The organism is Streptomyces sp. NPDC002886 (genome assembly GCF_042888445.1).
GTDB lineage: Bacteria > Actinomycetota > Actinomycetes > Streptomycetales > Streptomycetaceae > Streptomyces.
The window spans coordinates 1,274,257-1,292,562 of sequence record NZ_JBIAPV010000003.1 but is presented as its reverse complement, the minus strand read 5'-3'; the positions used below and the strand labels follow the sequence as shown (position 1 = coordinate 1,292,562).

Annotated in this window: 13 protein-coding genes; 8 read left to right on the top strand and 5 right to left on the bottom strand. The window is 72.7% G+C overall.

The window, feature by feature from the left end:
- Positions 1 to 45: 45 nt before the first annotated feature.
- The 5 genes from ACFYYB_RS18260 to ACFYYB_RS18240 all read right to left on the bottom strand — a co-directional run bounded on the left by ACFYYB_RS18260 (position 46) and on the right by ACFYYB_RS18240 (position 5,736).
- Positions 46 to 1,077, bottom strand: coding sequence for a 3-oxoacyl-ACP synthase III family protein (locus tag ACFYYB_RS18260; protein ID WP_389436244.1), 1,032 nt, complete (start codon positions 1,075 to 1,077; stop codon positions 46 to 48).
- Positions 1,078 to 1,196: 119 nt separating this feature from the next.
- Positions 1,197 to 3,098, bottom strand: coding sequence for an anthranilate synthase family protein (locus tag ACFYYB_RS18255; RefSeq protein ID WP_389436143.1), 1,902 nt, complete (start codon positions 3,096 to 3,098; stop codon positions 1,197 to 1,199).
- Complete coding sequence (locus ACFYYB_RS18250; protein WP_389436142.1) at positions 3,095 to 3,718, bottom strand: isochorismatase family protein; 624 nt, start codon at positions 3,716 to 3,718, stop codon at positions 3,095 to 3,097. The genes ACFYYB_RS18255 and ACFYYB_RS18250 overlap by 4 nt, the downstream gene beginning before the upstream one ends.
- A gap of 52 nt (positions 3,719 to 3,770) precedes the next feature.
- Positions 3,771 to 4,541, bottom strand: coding sequence for a 2,3-dihydro-2,3-dihydroxybenzoate dehydrogenase (locus ACFYYB_RS18245; protein WP_389436141.1), 771 nt, complete (start codon positions 4,539 to 4,541; stop codon positions 3,771 to 3,773).
- 22 nt (positions 4,542 to 4,563) lie between these two features.
- The gene (locus ACFYYB_RS18240; RefSeq protein ID WP_389436140.1) at positions 4,564 to 5,736 is read right to left on the bottom strand and encodes a 3-deoxy-7-phosphoheptulonate synthase; all 1,173 of its coding nucleotides are present in this window, start codon (positions 5,734 to 5,736) and stop codon (positions 4,564 to 4,566) included.
- Positions 5,737 to 5,958: 222 nt separating this feature from the next.
- On the opposite strand from ACFYYB_RS18240, the gene ACFYYB_RS18235 reads away from it, so the two are divergent.
- The 8 genes from ACFYYB_RS18235 (at position 5,959) to ACFYYB_RS18200 (ending at position 18,305) form a co-directional block, all read left to right on the top strand.
- Positions 5,959 to 6,939 (top strand): NADPH:quinone reductase, encoded by a 981-nt coding sequence (locus tag ACFYYB_RS18235; protein ID WP_389436139.1) that lies wholly within the window; start codon positions 5,959 to 5,961, stop codon positions 6,937 to 6,939.
- Between the two features lie 225 nt (positions 6,940 to 7,164).
- Positions 7,165 to 7,713, top strand: a complete 549-nt coding sequence (locus ACFYYB_RS18230) for an SRPBCC family protein (protein ID WP_389436138.1) — start codon at positions 7,165 to 7,167, stop codon at positions 7,711 to 7,713.
- A gap of 166 nt (positions 7,714 to 7,879) precedes the next feature.
- Positions 7,880 to 9,445, top strand: a complete 1,566-nt coding sequence (locus ACFYYB_RS18225; protein WP_389436137.1) for an AMP-binding protein — start codon at positions 7,880 to 7,882, stop codon at positions 9,443 to 9,445.
- 160 nt (positions 9,446 to 9,605) lie between these two features.
- Positions 9,606 to 11,594 (top strand): FAD/NAD(P)-binding protein, encoded by a 1,989-nt coding sequence (locus ACFYYB_RS18220; RefSeq protein WP_389436136.1) that lies wholly within the window; start codon positions 9,606 to 9,608, stop codon positions 11,592 to 11,594.
- Positions 11,595 to 11,629: 35 nt separating this feature from the next.
- A complete protein-coding gene (pcaB, locus tag ACFYYB_RS18215) occupies positions 11,630 to 13,108 on the top strand; it encodes a 3-carboxy-cis,cis-muconate cycloisomerase (RefSeq protein WP_389436135.1) in 1,479 nt (492 codons plus the stop codon).
- 37 nt (positions 13,109 to 13,145) lie between these two features.
- The gene (locus ACFYYB_RS18210) at positions 13,146 to 14,555 is read left to right on the top strand and encodes an MFS transporter (RefSeq protein ID WP_389436134.1); all 1,410 of its coding nucleotides are present in this window, start codon (positions 13,146 to 13,148) and stop codon (positions 14,553 to 14,555) included.
- On the top strand, positions 14,548 to 16,800 hold the full coding sequence (locus ACFYYB_RS18205) for a molybdopterin oxidoreductase family protein (protein ID WP_389436133.1): 2,253 nt from the start codon (positions 14,548 to 14,550) through the stop codon (positions 16,798 to 16,800). Before ACFYYB_RS18210 ends, ACFYYB_RS18205 begins: the two co-directional genes overlap by 8 nt.
- Positions 16,797 to 18,305, top strand: a complete 1,509-nt coding sequence (locus ACFYYB_RS18200) for an FAD-dependent oxidoreductase (protein WP_389436132.1) — start codon at positions 16,797 to 16,799, stop codon at positions 18,303 to 18,305. Before ACFYYB_RS18205 ends, ACFYYB_RS18200 begins: the two co-directional genes overlap by 4 nt.
- Position 18,306: the final 1 nt, after the last annotated feature.

The window sequence follows — 18,306 nt, the reverse complement described above, 5'->3', positions numbered from 1 at the left end:
GAGGGGTGTCGTCCCCTGGGTGCAGGGGGGAGAGGGGAGAGCGGCCTACCAGCGGATGAGCGACAGGCCGAGGGCCATGCCGCCGCCGAAGCCGGCGAGCAGGACCAGGTCGCCGGCGTTCAGCCGGCCGGAGCGCGCCGCGCGGTCGAGGGTGATCGGTACGGAGGCCGAGCCGGTGTTGCCGTACTCCTCGTACGTGGTCCACGTACGCCCCTCGCCCACGCCCAGGTCGACGGAGAGGTTGTCCAGCATCCGCCCGTTGGCCTGGTGCGGGACGAAGTGGTCGAGGTCGGCGGGGGTCAGGCCGTGCTCCGCGAGGAACCCGCGGATGGCGGGCGGGACGTTGTCGGCCACGAAGTCGCGGACTCCGCGGCCGTTCATGGTGAAGTACTGGAGGCCCTCGGCGAGGGTCTCGGCGGTGGTCGGGATCCGGCTGCCGCCGCCCGGCACCTCGATGAGGTGCCGGTCGGCGGCATAGCTGGCGAGCCGGTTGGCGAGCACGCCGCGCTCGGGCCCGGGCTGGGACCCGGGCTCGTACTCGGCCGGCGTGCCGAGTACGGCCGCGCCCGCGCCGTCGCCGAACAGGATCGTGGTGCGCCGGTCCGTGGGATTGAGGATGCGGGAGTAGACGTCCGCGCCGATGACCAGCGCGTACCCCCCGCCCCCGGCGGCCGCCAGCATGCTCTGGGCCGTGGTCAGGGCGAACAGGAACCCCGTGCAGACACCGTTGACGTCGAACGCGGCCGTGCCCTGGTCGGCGCCGAGTTCGGCGGCGACCACGGCCGCGGTCGGCGGCTGCGGCTGGTCGGGGGTGGAGGTCGCCACCACGATCAGCGACAACTGCGTGGCGCGAATGCCGGCGCTTTCCAGCGCCTCGCGCCCCGCGATCACCGCGAGATCGGATGTGGCCTCATCGGACTTGGCCCAACGGCGATTGCGTATACCGGTTTTGCCGTGGATCCAATCGTGATCGACTCCGGCAGGTGCCCCGACTTCGTCGTTGGAGACGATGTGAGACGGTACGTAAGAGCCCGTACCCAGCACGCCCACCGGAACAGAATTCTGAGCACCGTGCATTCCCGTCGTGATCATTTTGTCGGCTCCTCAACAGCTTGAAACTTATGGTTCCGTCCCGGAGAAAAGCCGACAACGGCGTCCGCGGGACCTTGTCAGGTAGAGCTGCTCGCGGTCCGCGATCAGGCGGCGAGCATGCGCGCCGTCAGCGCGGCGAGCAGGTTCCCGGTGATGCTCGGGCCGTTCAGCGTCAGCACCGATTCCGCGTGGAATTGCATCGAGGCGAAGTGCGGACCGCGCAGCGCGTGCACCTCACCCGTCTGCGGATCGCGGCTGATGTCCACGAGCCCGATTCCGGGGACGATGGCGGAGTCCACCGAGGATCTGGCGGCGAAGGTGTTGTAGAAGCCCACCCGTTCCGTCCGGCCGAAGAGGTCGATCTCCCGCTGCACGCCCTGGTTCGGCTCTTCGCGGCGCACCAGTTCGAAACCGAGGGTGGTGGAGAGCACCTGGTGGCTCAGGCAGACCGCCAGGAAGGGCCGGCGCTCGTCCAGCAGGGTCCGTACGGCCGAGCGCAGGTGGTCGATCTTCGGGTGGCCGCCGTCGCGCGGGTCGCCGGGGCCGGGGCCCATCACGACCAGGTCGTGGCCGTCGAAGGAGTACGCCTCGTCGAACCGGCTGACCGTGACGTCCAGGCCCAGCGAGACGAGCTGGCGGGCGATCATCGCGGTGAAGGTGTCCTCGGCGTCCACCACCAGCACGCGCCGTCCGGACAGCGCCGGGTCCACCGTGAGCCGGTCCTGGTCCTCCTTGAGCCAGTAGTCGGCGATCGTGCGGTTGCGCCCCTCCAGCGCCGCCCGCACGTCCGGGTGGGACGCGAATCTGGCCCGGTTGCCGCGCGATTCGAGCGCCGCGAGCAGTCCGGCCGCCTTCGCCTTGGTCTCGGCCACCTCCGACCACGGGTCGGAGTGACGCACGAGGGTGGCGCCGACGCCGATGCGGACCTCGCCGGCGGTGCCGATGTCGGCCGTGCGGATCAGGATGGAGGAGTCCAGCGCGTGACCGCCCTGTTCGTCACGCCCGATCAGGGCCAGCACGCCGCTGTAGTAACCGCGCCCCTGGGGCTCGTACTTGGCGATGACCGTGGCCGCGCTCTCCAGCGGGCTGCCGGTGACCGTCGGCGCGAAGAGGGTCTCGCGCAGGATCTCCTCCGGCGCGCGCCCGCTGCGGCCCTCGATGAAGTACTCCGTGTGGGCGAGGCGGGCCATCTCCTTGAGGTACGGGCCGTCCACGCGGGCGCCGCCCTCGCAGATCCGGGCCATCATCTTCAGTTCCTCGTCCACCACCATGTACAGCTCGTCGACCTCCTTGGTGTCGGCGAGGAAGTCCATGACCTCCGGCAGGGAGGGGCCGGACGCCGGATAGCGGTAGGTGCCGCTGATCGGGTTCATGACGGCGGTGCCCTCGCGCAGGCTGACGTGGCGCTCGGGGCTGGCGCCGACCAGCGTGCGCTCGCCGGTGTGCACGACGAAGGTCCAGTACGCGCCGGACTCCCGCTCCAGCAGCCGCCGGAAGAGGGTCAGCGCGTGGCCGGTGGAGTACTCGCGGATCTGCGTGGACCAGGAGCGCTTGATGACGAAGTTGGCGCCCTTGCCCTCGCCGATCTCGTCCGAGATCACCCGGCGCACGGTGTCCGCGTACTCCTCGTCGGAGATGTCGAACGCTCCGCCGTCGAGCTCGATCGGCAGGTCGGGGATGAGCGACAGCGCCTCGACCAGCGAGACGCTCTCCTGGTCGGTGACGGTCATCGCGACCAGCGGGGTGTCCTCCTCGGGGGCGGCGAAGCCCCGCTCGGCGATCTGCCGGTACGGGACCAGCGCGAGCACCTCGTGCCGGGCGGCGCCGGTGGCCGGCGCCGTGGCGGCCGCGGCGCCGGGAGCGCGCAGCTCGGCGAGGGTCGCCGCCGTCGCGGTCTCGCCGACGACCACGTCGAGGATGCCGGGGCCGGTGGCCTCGGGACGGTAGAGGAGTGCGAACGGGGGTGGGTCGGCGCCCAGTACGCGGGCCAGCAGCGGTGAGCTCATCCGGCGATCTCCTTCGCGGTGGTGACCACGGCGCAGCGCTTGGCCGCGTAGTCGATGGCCAGCCGGTGTTCCTGCGCGCTGAAGTCGCCGATGGCGTCCGCGACCAGGAAGGTCTCGATGTCGTGGCTGAACGATTCGATGGCCGTGGTCAGGACGCCGACGTGCGCGTACACGCCGCAGATGACCAGCTGGTCGCGGCCCGCGGCGCGCATCCGCTCCAGCAGGTCGGTGTTGAAGAAGGCGCTGTAGCGCCACTTGGTGCAGACCCAGTCCTCCTCGGTGGGGGCGAGCGCGGGCACGACCTCCCGGTCCTCGGGGCTCGTACGCATTCCGGGACCCCAGATGTCGGCCAGCAGGCCGCGCTGCTCGGGGGTCATGCCGCCGGGCTGGGCGGTGTAGGCGACGGGGGCTCCGGCCGCCTTGAAGTGCTCGCGCAGCAGGACGGCGTTGCCGGTGAGCTCCTCGCGCAGCCCGTCGGGGAACGGCGCCAGGAAGTAGCGCTGCATGTCGTGGACGAGCAGCACCGCCCGGTCCGCGTCGAACGACCACTGCGGTACGGAGGTGGGGAGATCTCCCGCGGTGGGGAGGGGATAGGGCTCTATGGTCGGTATGCCGGCCATGGGGTTCCTCTCGGGGTCTCGTTCCTCAAAGGGGTAGAGCGGAAGGGGGAGTTCACGCGCCGAGCGTGGCTCCGCCGTCCACGGTGAGAACGTGCAGGGTGATGTGGGCCGCGCGGTCGGACAGCAGGAAGAGCACGGCTTCGGCGATGTCCGTGGTGCGGGCGAGCTTGCCCAGCGGGATGCCGACCTTGAAGGCGTCGGGGCAGCCCGCGATGGTCTTGGAGGGGCCCTGCTCGTCCTCCCACATGGAGGCGAGCATCGCCGTGTCGGTGGACCCGGGGGCGACGACGTTGCAGCGGATGTTGTGTTTGGCGACTTCCAGGCCGAGTGACTTGGTGAGCATCGTCGCGGCGGCCTTCGAAGCCCCGTAGGCGCCCATTGCGGCACGCGCGGTGCCGGCGGCGTTCGAGGCGACGGTGACGATCGCGCCGCGGCTGCGCGGGATCATCCGGTTGACCGTGGTGCGCGACACCCGGAAGACGCCGCTGACGTTGACCTCGAAGGTCTGCAGCCAGTCCTCGTCGCTGAAGTCCTTGATCTCGCCCATGCGTAGGATGCCCGCGGTGTTGACGAGCATGTCGAGCGGTCCGAGTTCGTGTTCGACGGTGTCGACCACGGCCTCGACCTGCGTGGTGACGGTGACGTCGGCCGGGTAGGCGCGGGCACTCAGCCCGTCGGCTCTCAGCTTGTCCACCGCCTCCTCCAGGCGCTCGGCGTCGCGGTCCACGGCGGCCACTGTCGCGCCCTCCTCGGCGAGCCGGCGGGCGACGGCCAGGCCGATGCCTCCCGCTGCTCCCGTGACGAGGGCGACCTTGTTGTCCATGTCCCAACTCCCTGCTGCTCGCTTAGGTCCGCCACGTCGACACCACGGCGAAGGCCTGGTGAGGATTGAGGCGGGGGTCGCAGAAACTCGTGTAGTTCTCGCCGACCGACTCGATGCGGTCGACGTCGCTCGCGCACTCGGTGACCTTGTCCGGCGTGGTTTCCAGGTGCAGGCCACCGGCGACGCCGCCGTGGTGGACCACGACCTCCTGGAAGCCCCGCACCTCTTCGATGACGGTGTCGACGAGGCGGGTCTTGAGGCCGCCGGGGGCCGAGACGGTGTTGCCGTGCATGGGGTCGGTCAGCCAGATCACCGGGTGGCCGGCCTGGACGACCGCGTCGACGAGCGCGGGCAGCCGTTCGGCCACCAGGTCCGCGCCCATGCGGGCGATGAGGGTGAGGCGGCCGGGCTCGCGCCACGGGTCCAGTCGCCGGCACAGCTCGACCAGCTCCTCCGGATCCATGGACGGACCGACCTTGCAGGCCACCGGGTTGACGACGCCGGCCAGCATGTCCACGTGGGGGCCGTCGATCTGCCGGGTGCGCTCGCCGATCCACGGGAAGTGGGTCGAGGTCAGCAGCGTGCTGCCCTCCTCGTCCCAGCGCAGCATGGGCAGTTCGTAGTCGAGGAGCAGGGCCTCGTGGCTGGTCCACACCGCCGGGCAGATGCCCGAACGGCGCGCCGGGTCGGTCCAGCCCAGGTGGGCCATGGCCTCGGCGGCGGAGTCGTAGCCGGCCAGCAGCCGGTGCGGGTCGGGGATCCGCTCGGCGAGGCTGGCTTCCGGGCCGTTGACCATGTGGCCCCGGAACACCGGGAGTTCCAGTCCGTCGACGATCTCGGTCGGGCGCGAGCGGGGCTTGGCGAACTGTCCCGCGAGCCGGCCGATGCGGACCACCGGGCGGTGCGTGATCATCTTCAGCGTGCCGGCGAGCAGGTCGAGGAGCGCGGACTTGCGGGCGATGTACCCGCCGTCGCACTCGACGGGGTCCTCGGCGCAGTCTCCCGCCTGGACCACGAAGGCCCCACCCGTGGCGACGCGGGCGAGGTGGGAGCGGAGCCGGCGGACGTCCCCGGCGTTGACCAGGGCCGGTCGCCGGGAAAGCTCCTCCTTTACTTTCGGTAGCTCCGGGAAATCAGCCCAGTCGGGCTGCTGGAGAGCGGATTCTGTCCTGACGGTAAGTGGGGCGGTAACCACGGGAAACTCCCAGTCGTGGGCAGCGGGGGGCGCAATTGTCGAAATGGAAGTGCGGCGGAATACGGATGCTGGGCTCAATTTGCGCCAGCTTCCACGGTGGGTGGGTCACTTCGTCAAGTGGTGTCCGGGAACGGAGGCGGTGCCCGTTATCCGGTGCACGTCACCTGACAAACGCGGAGCGCGGGGTTTCCCTAAGCGGCCGGCCCGATCAGAATCCGATTCATGCATGCCGCCTATATCGAACAGCTCGGCCCCGCCGAGGTCATCCGCTACGGCGAGCTCCCCGCTCCGCGGCCGGGACCGTCCGAGGTCCTCGTCGCGGTCGAGGTCGTCTCCGTCAACCACGTCGACACCTTCGTGCGCTCCGGCGCCTGGAGCACCCCGCTCGACTTCCCCTTCGTGATCGGCAGGGACCTCGTCGGCACGGTGCTCGGCGCCGGCCCCGCCGTCGCCCACCGCTTCGCGCCGGGCGACCGGGTCTGGTGCAACAGCCTGGGCCACGACGGCCGCCAGGGCGCCGCCGCCGACCAGGTCGTGGTGCCCGCCGACCGCCTCTACCCGCTGCCCGACGGGGTGGAGCCCGAGGACGCAGTCGCCCTCGCCCACCCGGCCGTCACCGCCTATCTCGCCCTCTTCGACCAGGGCGGGATCACCGCCGGGGACACCGTGCTGGTGGGCGGCGCCGCGGGCAACGTGGGCAGTGCGCTGGTCACCCTGGCGGCGCACGCCGGAGCCCGGGTGATCGCCACCTCCTCGCCGCGCGACCACGCGTACGTACGGGGTCTGGGCGCGGCCGAGGTCCTCGACTACAACCACCCCGACCTGCCGGGGGCGATCCGCGAACTCGCCCCCGACGGGGTGGACATCCACGTGGACACCTCGGGCCGCAACGACCTGGAGACGGCCGTGGACCTGCTGGCCGGCCGGGGCCGGATCGTGCTCCTCGCGGGGTTGCGCACCCGTCCGGTGCTGCCGGTGGGGCCGCTCTACCTCAAGGACTGTTCGGTGCGCGGGTTCGCCATCTCGCACGCCACCGCGGGCCGGCTCGCCGTCGCGGCCGCCCACGTCGGCAAGCTGATGGCGGCCGGGCTGCTGCGTCCGCGCGCCACCGAGGTGCTGCCGCTGTCGGCCGCCGCCGAGGCGCACCGGCTGCTGGACGAGGGCAAGGTGACGGGAAAGCTCGTCCTGCGGACAGGGGCCTGAGCGGAAGCCGGAGTCGGTAATTCCGGAAGTCCGGAAGTCCGTACATCCGCCGATCCGTCGGCGGTCGGATTTACGTGCATCCTGAATTCAAATGGCGTCGTGGAATTGATTTCGCGACGCCGTTCCGGCATGCCCGGATGCGCCCCGGTGTGTTTTCGTCATTGACTTGACGGACCCGGTGGAAGGCCATTGGCCGTCGAATTTCCGGCAGCTAGTTTTCTGGCCATGACGAACTCCATCATTGATTCGACCCCGCTTTTCGAGGTCCGTGCGGACATTCCCGTCGCGGCCACCGCACAGGAGATCTACGACGTCGTCAGTGATCTGACGCGCAGCGCCGAGTGGAGCCCGGAGTGCAAGGGCGGCGAGTGGATCTCGGGCGAGCCCTCCAGCGTCGGCGCGATCTTCCGCGGAGAGAACCTGCGCGCCGAAGACGTCGTCGGCTGGGCCCCGCTGGTCCGCGGCACCTGGTACACCGAGGCCCGCGTCACGGCCGCCGAGCCGGGCCGCACCTTCCGCTGGATGATGCTCACGCACGTCCAGGGCGACCAGGAGTCCATCTGGGGCTTCGACATCGAGCCGGCCGAGCAGGGCCAGGGCTCGGTCCTCGTGCACCACTTCCGGATGGGCGAGGCCACCGCCGGCATCCACAAGATCGTCGCCGATCTCGACGAGGTCCAGCGCAAGCAGTTCATCACCGACTGGACCGAGAAGCTCGAGCGGGACCTCGACGCCACCCTCGCCCGCATCCGCGACGTCGTCGAAGGCCGCTGAGTCCCCTCGCCGCACCGCCGGCGGCCGGCTCCGGCCACCCCCCCCGGGCCGCCGGCGGCCGCTGAGTCCCTTCGCCGCACCGTCGGCGGCCGGCTCCGGCCACCCCCCGGCCGTCGGCGGACCACTTCCCGTACGCCCCCGAAGACACTCTTGAGAGAACGAGGCCATGCTTCTCCAGCGCATAGGAAACAAGGGCATCCGGCTGGGTACGCTCTTCGACCGAGCGGCCGACCGCACCCCCGCCGGCCTCGTGGTCCTGGACCACGACCTGGACATCGCCCCGCAGCTCGGGCGCCGCGCCACCTTCACCGAACTCGCCGACCTGGTCGATGACTTCGCCTCCCGTCTGTGGGCGGCCGGGGCACGGCCCAACCACCACGTCGTCGTGCACAAGTCCGACGGCTTCGACATCTCCCTGCTGGCCTGCGCGATCGCCCGCATCGGCGCGATCCCGGCCCTGCTCTCCCCGAAGCTGGACGGTGAGACGGTCGCCGTGCTGGTCCGCCGCATCGACCGGCCCTTCCTGATCACCGACCAGGACAAGCTCGACCACCACCTGCCGGCCGAGATCTTCGACATCACGGCCAAGGTGCTGCTGACCACGGGTTCCCACGAGGGGGCCGTGGAACTGGCCGACCTCGCCGGCGTCGCCCGCGTCCCGGCCATCCCGATGCCGCCGGACCACCCGACCCTGATCACCCACACCTCCGGCACCACCGGCACCCCGAAGCTGGCCGTGCACACCGGCCACACCTTCGAGTCCCGCTACCGCCCGCAGGCCACGGTGTTCTCGGCCGTCGCCAAGCGCGAACCCGTCGCCCTGCACGTCTCGTTCGTGCACTCCCGGCTGTTCACGGCCATGCCGATCTCGATCCTCCAGGGCCACACCCTGATCGTCCTCAAGGAGGACGACCCGGAGACCGTCGGCGAGATCTTCGCCCAAGTCCCGCCCGGGTTCATCGAGGCCCACCCCAACACGTTCCTGCGCTGGGAGGTGCTGGCCGACGACCCGCGCGGCCCGCTCGCCAACGTCAAGTACTACAGCTCGACCTTCGACGCGATCCACCCGCGCACGGTCAGCATCCTGCTCAACGCCACGAAGCGCCGCAGCCCCCTCTTCGCCCAGGCCTACGGCCAGAGCGAGGTCGGCCCCATCGCGGCCCGCACCTACACCCGCAAGGGCGGCGCGGACTTCGACGGCCGCTGCGTGGGATCGCCGTTCCCCGGCATGACCGGCGTCCGCGTCGTCAGCCGCGACGGCAACCCCGTCTCCAAGACCAATCCCGGTTTCATCGAGATCAAGTCCGACGGCCGCATCATCACCTACCTCGACGAGCACGAGCGCTGGGAGAAGCAGGTCCACGACGGCTGGTGGCGCATGGGCGACCTCGGCTACCGCACCAAGTGGGGCTGCCTGCACCTGCTCGACCGCGAGGTCGACGAGATCCCCGGCATCGGCTCCACGCTGGAGATCGAGGACAAGCTCTTCACCCGGCTGCACGAACTCATCGAGGTCATCATCATCCCCGGCGCCGACGGCGTCCCGATCCCCGTGGTCTGCACCCGCGACGACAAGCCGCTCGACGTGATCGCGTGGAAGTCCGCGGTCATCGGCCTGCCGAAGCTGGCCGACCCGGTCCAGTGGCGCCTCGAGGACGTCCCGCAGACCTCCACGACCAAGATCAAGCGCCTGGAGCTCGCCCGCCTCGTCGCCGCCGGCTCCACCGTCTAGTCCGGGACGGGCGCCGGACCCGGCGCCACCGCCGGGCCCGCCCGTCCCGCTCACCACCTTCCTCCGCAGGCCGGCCCCCGCCGCCGGGGAGCAGGCGCTGCACGACCGCCGCACGGGCCCCGCCCCCCACGGGCGACCCTCACAGCATCGGAGAAACAGCATGAGCAAGTCATCCGTCGAGATCGGCGTCGTCGGTGCCGGGCCCCGCGGCCTGTCCGTCGTCGAGCGCCTCGCCGCCAACGAGCGCGAGAATCCCTCGCACGGCTCGGTCGTCATCCACGTCGTCGACCCGTCGGCGCCCGGCGCCGGCAAGGTCTGGCGCTCCGGACAGTCCCGCCACCTGCTGATGAACACCGTCGCCTGCCAGATCACCGTCTACACGGACGAGAGCTGCAAGATCGACGGCCCCATCGAGCCCGGCCCGAGCCTCTACGAGTGGGCCAAGTCCCTCTCCGTACTCGGCCAGTTCGACGACTACGACGAGGCCACGCTCGCCGAGGCCGCGGCCATCGGCCCGGACACGTACCCGACCCGCGCCTTCTACGGCAGCTACCTCGGAGAGTGCTTCCAGCGCGTCATCGTCGGCGCCCCCAAGCACGTCAGCGTCCAGGTCTACGGCTCCCGCGCCGTCGCCCTCGCCGACACCCAGGGCATCCCCGGCGGCCCCCAGGGCATCCGCCTGGAGGACGGCACCCGCCTCAACAACCTCGACGCGATCATCCTGGCCCAGGGCCACGTCCCCGCCCGCCTGACCCCGCGCGAGGCGCGCACCGCCTCCCTGGCGCGCATCCACTACCTGACGTACCTGACGCCGGGCAACCCGGCCGACGCCGACCTCGCGCAGATCAAGCCCGGCGAGCCCGTGCTGCTGCGCGGTCTGGGCCTGAACTTCTTCGACTACATGTCGCTGTTCAGCCACGGCCGCGGCGGCACCTTCTCCCGCGACGCCGACGGCCACCTCACCTACCAGCCCTCCGGCCAGGAGCCCCGGCTGTACGCCTTCTCCCGGCGCGGCATCCCCTACCACGCCCGCGGCGACAACGAGAAGGGCGCGTACGGCCGTTACTACCCGAAGCTGCTGACCCCGGCCTACGTCCAGGGCCTGCGCCGGCGCGCCGAGGAGGGCGGCACGGTCACCTTCAACGGCGACCTGTGGCCCTTCATCTCCCGCGAGGTGGAGAGCGTCTACTACGGCGCGGTCCTCCAGGCCCGCGGCCGCGGCGCCGAGCGCGAGGAGTTCACCGACCGCTACCTGTCCCTCGCCGAGCCGGCCGAGCGCGTCGCGCTGCTGGCGGAGACCGGCATCGAGGAGAGCGAGCACTGGAGCTGGGAGAAGCTCTCCCTGCCGTACGGGGACACCCAGTTCGCCGACCGCGACGACTTCCAGCGCTGGCTGACCGGCTACCTCCTGGACGACGTGGCCGCCGCCCGCCAGGGCAACGTCACCGGCCCGGTCAAGTCCGCCCTCGACGTCCTGCGCGACCTGCGCAACGAGGTCCGCCTCGCCGTCGACCACGGCGGCCTCGACGGGGACTCGCACCGCGACGACCTCGAAGGCTGGTACACCCCGCTCAACGGCTTCCTCTCCATCGGCCCGCCGGCCACCCGCATCGAGGAGATGGTCGCCCTCATCGAGGCCGGCATCCTCACCCTCACCGGCCCCGGCACCCAGGTCCGCATCGACACCAACTCCCAGACGTACCTGGCCGAGTCCTCGGCCGTCCCCGGCGCCACCATCCGGGCCCAGGTCCTCATCGAGGCCCGCCTGCCCGAGCCCGACCTGCGCCGCACCGCCGACCCGCTGCTCCAGCACCTGCTGGACACCGACCAGGCCAAGCCGTACGTCATCACCGGCGGCCAGGGCGGCTACCAGACCGGCGGCCTCGCGGTCACCGAGCGCCCCTACCGGCTCATCGACGCCCGCGGCACCGCCCACCCGCGCCGCTTCGCCTACGGGGTGCCCACCGAGTCCGTGCACTGGGTCACGGCGGCCGGCATCCGGCCCGGCGTCGACTCCGTCACCCTCGGCGACTCCGACGCCATCGCCCGCGCCGTCCTGGCGCTGCCGACCGTCGCACACGCCCCGGCCGGCATCCGCGCGGTGATCGACGACGACGCCGACGGCATCCTGCCCGGCGTGATCGTATGACCGAGGGAGACCTCACGACCGGGGGAAACCCCCTCATGGACGCCGGCCTGCTCTCCCCCGTGCGGGCCGGCACCCCGGCCGAGGCGGCCCTCGGCGACGAAGCGTGGCTCCAGGCCATGCTCGACGCCGAGGCCGCCCTGGCCAGGGCCCAGGCGGGACTCGGCACCCTGCCGAAGACCGCTGCGGACACCATCACCGGCGCCGCCCGGGCCGAGAACTTCGACCTGCGCGCCCTCGCGCTCGCCGCGCGGGAGACCGCCAACCCGGTCGTCGGCCTGGTCCAGGCCCTCACCGCGGTCGTCCGCGAGGAGGACCCCGAGGCCGCCGAGTACGTCCACCGGGGCTCCACCAGCCAGGACATCTTCGACACCGGCGCCATGCTGGTGGCCGCCCGGGCCCTGCGCCTGGTCCGGGCCGACCTGGCCCGGACCGCGCGGGCCCTGGCGGGCCTCGCGGCCACCCACCGCGACACCCTGATGGCCGGCCGCACCCTGGCCCTGCACGCCGTGCCCACCACCTTCGGGCTCAAGGCCGCCGGCTGGCACCGGCTCGTCCTCGACGCCGACGCCCGGCTCGCCCGGGTGCTGGAGGAGGGCCTGCCGGTCTCGCTCGGCGGAGCCGCCGGAACCCTCGCCGGGTACCTCGAATATGCCGACATCGACCGCCCCGACCTCGCGGCAGACACCGAACACCCCTACCTGGACCGGCTGGTGGACGCCTTCGCCGCCGAGACCGGGCTCGCCCGGCCCGTACTGCCCTGGCACGCGCTGCGCACCCCGCTCGCCGACCTCGCCGCCGCGCTGGCCTTCACCGCCGGCGCGCTCGGCAAGATCGCCGTCGACGTGCAGTCGCTGACCCGGACCGAGGTCGGCGAGGTCGCCGAACCCGCCGGCGTCGGGCGCGGCAGCTCCTCCGCCATGCCGCACAAGCGCAATCCGGTGCTCGCCACGCTGATCCGCGCGGCCGCCTTGCAAGTTCCGGTGCTGGCCGCCGGGCTGACCCAGTGCCTGGTCACCGAGGACGAGCGCTCCGGCGGCGTCTGGCACGCCGAATGGCAGCTGCTGCGCGAATGCCTCCGGCTGACCGGCGGCGCCGCGCACACCGCGGTGGAACTCGCCGAGGGCCTGGAGGTCCGCGCCGACCGGATGCGCGCCAACCTCGGCCTCACCGGGGGCCAGGTCGTCTCCGAGCGGATCGCCGCCCGCCTCGCCCCCCGCCTGGGCAAGGCCGCGGCCAAGCAGCTGCTGACCGAGGCCTCGGCGGTGGCCGCCGCGAGCGGGCAGCCGCTGGGCACCGTACTGACCGGGATGACCGACGCCGGGCACGGGCTCGACGCCGCGTACATCGCGCAGCTGTGCGACCCGGCCCGGTACAGCGGGGGAGCCGGCGCGCTCGTGGACCGGGCACTGGCCGACGCGGAGCCCGCCGCCCCCACTGTCCCCACTGTCCCCGCCGCCCCCACTGTCCCCGCCCTTTCGCCCGCTTCACCCGTCACACCCCCTTCGCATTCCTGACCGGACACACACCCGGACCGCACACGAGGAGGAACCGATGACCGCCCCGAGATCCGCATCCGCCAAGAGCCGCTGGATAGAGGACTGGGACGCCGAGGACGAGCAGTACTGGGAGAACGGCGGCAAGAAGATCGCCCGCCGCAACCTCTACCTGTCCGTGGCCTCCGAGCACGTCGGCTTCTCCGTCTGGAGCATGTGGTCGGTCCTGGTGCTGTTCATGACGCCGAAGATCGGGCTGGGCTTCGCGCCGGACGAGAAGTTCCTCCTCGTCGTCACCCCCACCCTCGTCGGCGCCCTGCTGCGCCCCTCGTACAGCTACGCCGTCACCCGCTTCGGCGGCCGCAACTGGACGGTCTTCGCCTCCGCGATCCTGCTGGTCCCGGCCCTGCTCACCGTGTACTTCATCCAGCAGCCCGGCACCCCGCTGTGGGTGTTCCTGCTGATCAGCGCGCTGGGCGGGGTCGGCGGCGGCAACTTCGCCTCCTCCATGACCAACATCACCAGCTTCTTCCCCCGCCGCCACCAGGGCTGGGCGCTCGGCCTGAACGCCGGCGGCGGCAACCTCGGCGTCGCCGCCGTCCAGCTGCTGGGCCTGCTCGTCATCTCCGTGGCCGGCGACACCCACCCCGCGTACATCGCGGCCTTCTACCTTCCGCTCATCGCCCTCATATCCCTGCTGTGCGCGGCCAAGATGGACAACATCGCCGCCGTACGGACCGACCCCGGGGCCCAGCGGGAGGCGCTCGCGCAGAGCGACACCTGGCTGATCTCGCTCCTCTACATCGGCACCTTCGGCTCCTTCATCGGCTACGGCTTCGCCTTCGGGCTGGTCCTGCAGACGCAGTTCGGCTCCACCCCGCTGGAAGCGGCCTCGTACACCTTCCTCGGACCGCTGCTGGGCTCCTTCTCCCGCCCGTTCGGCGGCTGGCTCGCCGACCGCTTCGGCGGCGCCCTGATCAGCCTCGCCACCTTCGCGGGCATGGCGGTCGGCACGGGCGTCCTGCTCCTCGCCGCCGACCGGCACTCGCTGCCGGTGTTCATCGGCGGGTTCACCGTGCTGTTCGTGCTGAGCGGCATCGGCAACGGATCCGTCTACAAGCTGATCCCCGCGGCCTTCGCCCGCCGCGCCGAGGCCAGCATCGTGGCCGGTCACGACGCCACCGGGGCCTTCGCCTCGGCCCGTCGCCTGGCCGGCGCCGCGATCGGCATCTCGGGCGCGATCGGCGCCCTCGGCGGAGTCGGCATCAACCTGGCCTTCCGCGGCGCCTACGGCGGCGGCGCGGGCAGCGGCACCCCGGCCTTCCTGACCTTCATCGCCTACTACGGCCTGTGCGCGGCGGTGACCTCGGTCGTGTACCTGCGCCGGGAGCGTGCGAAGCCGCCGGTCGCCGCGGCGGGAGCGGGAGCGTCCGGCGAGGTCCGCACGACGGAGAGCATCCATGCCTGAGCGGACCGGGTCCGGTGGTGCGGAGGTACGCACGCACTGCCCTTACTGCGCCCTGCAGTGCGGGACCTTGCTCGCGGCCGGTGACGCGGCCCGTGACGGCGGCGGGGACGGCCGGGCCGACGGGGTCCGCGTCCGGCCCGATGCGGTCACCGTGCGCCCCGATCCCGAATTCCCCGTGAACCAGGGCGGGTTGTGCCAGAAGGGGTGGACCGCTCCGGCCCTGCTGACCACGCCCGACCGGATCCGTACCCCCATGGTCCGCGACGCGTCCGGCGCCCTGGTCCCCACCGACTGGGACACCGCCCTGGACTTCGTGGCCGCCTCCCTGGCCCGGATCCGCGCCGAGCACGGACCCGACGCCGTGGGCGTCTTCGGCGGCGGCGGACTGACCAACGAAAAGGCCTACCTGCTCGGTAAGTTCGCCCGCGTCACCCTCGGGACCTCGCAGATCGACTACAACGGCCGCTTCTGCATGTCCTCCGCCGCGGCCGCCGGCAACGCCGCCTTCGGGCTCGACCGCGGCCTGCCCTTCCCCGTCACCGACCTCGGCTCCGCCGACACCGTCCTGCTCGCCGGGGCCAACCCGGCCGAGACGATGCCACCCCTGATGCGGCACCTGTCCGACGCCCGGCTGATCGTCATCGACCCGCGCCGCACACCCACCGCCGAGCGCGCGGCCCTGCACCTGCAGCCGCGCCCCGGCACCGATCTGGCCCTGGCGCTCGGCCTGTTGCACATCCTGATCGTCGACGGCCACACCGACCGGGCGTACGTGGACCAGCGCACCACCGGCTTCGACGCCGCGTGGAAGCGCGCCGCGTCCTGGTGGCCCGAGCGCGTCGAGAAGGTCACCGGCGTCCCCGTCAGCGACCAGCGCGAAGCCGTGCGGATGCTCGCCGCCGCCGAGCGGGCGTACGTCCTCACCGGCCGCGGCGCCGAGCAGCACAGCAAGGGCACCGACACGGTCGCGGCCTTCATCAACCTGGCCCTCGCCCTGGGACTGCCCGGCCGCGAAGGCAGCGGCTACGGCTGCCTCACCGGCCAGGGCAACGGCCAGGGCGGCCGCGAACACGGGCAGAAGGCCGACCAGCTGCCCGGCTACCGCATGATCACCGACCCGGCCGCCCGCGCCCACGTGGCCGGGGTCTGGGGCGTGGACCCGGACACCCTGCCGGGCCCGGGGCGCAGCGCGTACGAGCTGCTCGACGCGCTCGGCACGGACACCGGCCCCAAGGCGCTGCTCGTCTTCGGTGCCAACCCCGTGGTCTCCGCCCCGCGCGCCGACCACGTCGAGCGGCGGCTGGCCGGCCTGGACCTGCTCGTCGTCGCCGACTTCGTGCCCTCCGAGACCGCCCGCATGGCGGACGTGGTCCTGCCCGTCACCCAGTGGGCCGAGGAGGAGGGAACCCTCACCAACCTCGAAGGCCGCGTCCTGCGCCGCCGCCGGCTGCTCTCCCCACCGCCCGGTGCCCGCTCCGACCTCGCCGTCCTGCGCGGCCTGGCCGTCCGGCTGGGCGACCTTCCCGAGCGCTACCCCGCCGAACCCCGCGCCGTCTTCGAGGAGTTGCGCCGCGCCTCGCGGGGCGGACCCGCCGACTACTCCGGGATCAGCTACGAACGCCTCGACGCCGGGGAGGCCCTGCACTGGCCGTGCCCCTCCGTCGACGGTCCCGCGGAGCACCCGGGCACCCCGCGCCTCTTCCTGGAGCGCTTCGCCCACCCCGACGGACGGGCCCGCTTCGCCGACGTGGAACACCGCCCGCCCGCCGAGGAGGCGCACGCGGAGCACCCGCTCTACGCCACCACCGGCCGGGTGCTCGCCCAGTACCAGTCCGGGGCCCAGACCCGACGGGTGCCCCAGCTGCTCGCTGCGGCCCCCGAGGCGCACGTGGAGGTCCACCCCGACACGGCGGCCCGGGCCGGCCTGACCGACGGCGGCCACGCCCGGGTCACCTCGGCCCGCGGCAGCACCCTGGCCCGGGTCCGCCTGGACCCGACGCTGCGCACCGACACGGTGTTCCTGCCGTTCCACTTCCCGGGCGCCGGGCGGGCCAACCTGCTCACCAACGACGCCCTCGACCCGCGCAGCCGCATGCCGGAGTTCAAGGTCTGCGCGGTCCGGATCGCCCCCGCCGAGCCGGAACTCCCGGACCCCGCTCCGGAGCACTTCGAAGCGGTGGCCGCCGGGGTCGGATCCGTCGACGGCCGCGAGGGCGGCACCGTGCTCCAGGAGGCGCGCTCATGACCGCGAAGCCGATGCCGATGCCGATGCCTGCGCCCGACCCGGCCGGAGCCCCGCTGCTCATCGTCGGGAACGGGCCCGCCGCGCACCAACTGCTGGACCGGTTGCGCCACTTCGGGTGGGACGGGCCCGTCACCGTGCTCGGGGCCGAGGGCGTGCCCGCGTACCACCGGGCGCTGCTCACCTCCGCGCTCGACGGCAGCCTGCCGATCGGGGCGATGGAACTGCCCCCGCCGCCGGGGGACACCACCCTCCACACCGGCGCGTGCGCCGTCCGCGTCGACCGGGTCCGCCGCCTGGTGCACACCGACGACGGGCGCGTCTTCCCGTACTCCCGCCTCGTCCTGGCCACCGGGGCCACCCCGCTGGTCCCCGCGCTGCCCGGCCTGCGCGCGCCCGACGGCGGCCCCGCCGACGGGGTGGCCGTCCTGCGGACCCTCGCCGACTGCGCCCGGCTCACCGACCCGGCGGCGGTGGCCGCCCGCGCCCCGGTGGCCATCCTCGGCGCGGGTTCCCTGGGCGTGGAGGCGGCCCTCGCTCTGGCGGCCAAGGGGCGGCCCGTCACCCTCGTGCACCCCGGGCCCTGGCCCATGGACCACCTCCTGGACCGGGCCGCCGGCACCCTGGTCACGGACCGGCTCACCGCCGCCGGGGTCGAGGTCGTCACCGGCACGGCGGCGGCCTCGTACACCCCGGGCACCGGCGCCACCGGCACCACCGGAGCAGCCAGCTCCGGCGCCACCCTGACCCTCGCCGACGGTCGCGCCGTGCCCGCCCCGACCCTGCTGCTGTGCACCGGGGTGCTGCCCGAGGCCGGGCTGGCCCGGGCCGCCGGGCTGAGCGTGCGCACCGGGATCGTCGTCGACGACCGCCTGGGCACCGACGACCCGTTGATCCATGCCATCGGCGACTGCGCCGAGCACCGCGGCAACCGCGGCGGCTCCCTCGCCTCCGGCTGGGCCCAGGCCGAGGCCCTGGCCCGCCACCTCGCCACCGGCACCAGCGGGGTGGCCGCCGCCCGCCGCGTCCTGCGGCCCCGCATCGCCGGGCCAGGCCTCGTCGTCCTCGGCATGCCCGGCAGCGCCCCCGCGGAGGAGACGGTCATCCTCAACGACGCGGCGAACGGCCGCTACGCCCGCCTGGAGCTCACCGGCGAACGCATCACCGCCGGGGTCCTGCTCGGCTTCGACCGGGCCATCGCCACCACCACCGAGCTGTACGTCCACGACCTGCCCGTCCCGCGCGACCGGCTGAGTCTGCTCCTGGGCCGCGCCCCCCGCTCTCCGAGGAAGGGCCCCGTCGAACTCTGCCCGGACTCCGTCGTCTGCCTGTGCAACAACGTCACCCACCGGGACCTCACCGATGCCTGGCACGCCGGAGCCCGCGAGGTCACCGACCTCGCCGCGGCCACCCGCGCCACGACCGGCTGCGGCGGCTGCACCCGCCAGGTGGAGTCGATCTGCAAGAACCTGGCCTCGACCACCCCGGCTGCCGCGACCGGCGGTTGAG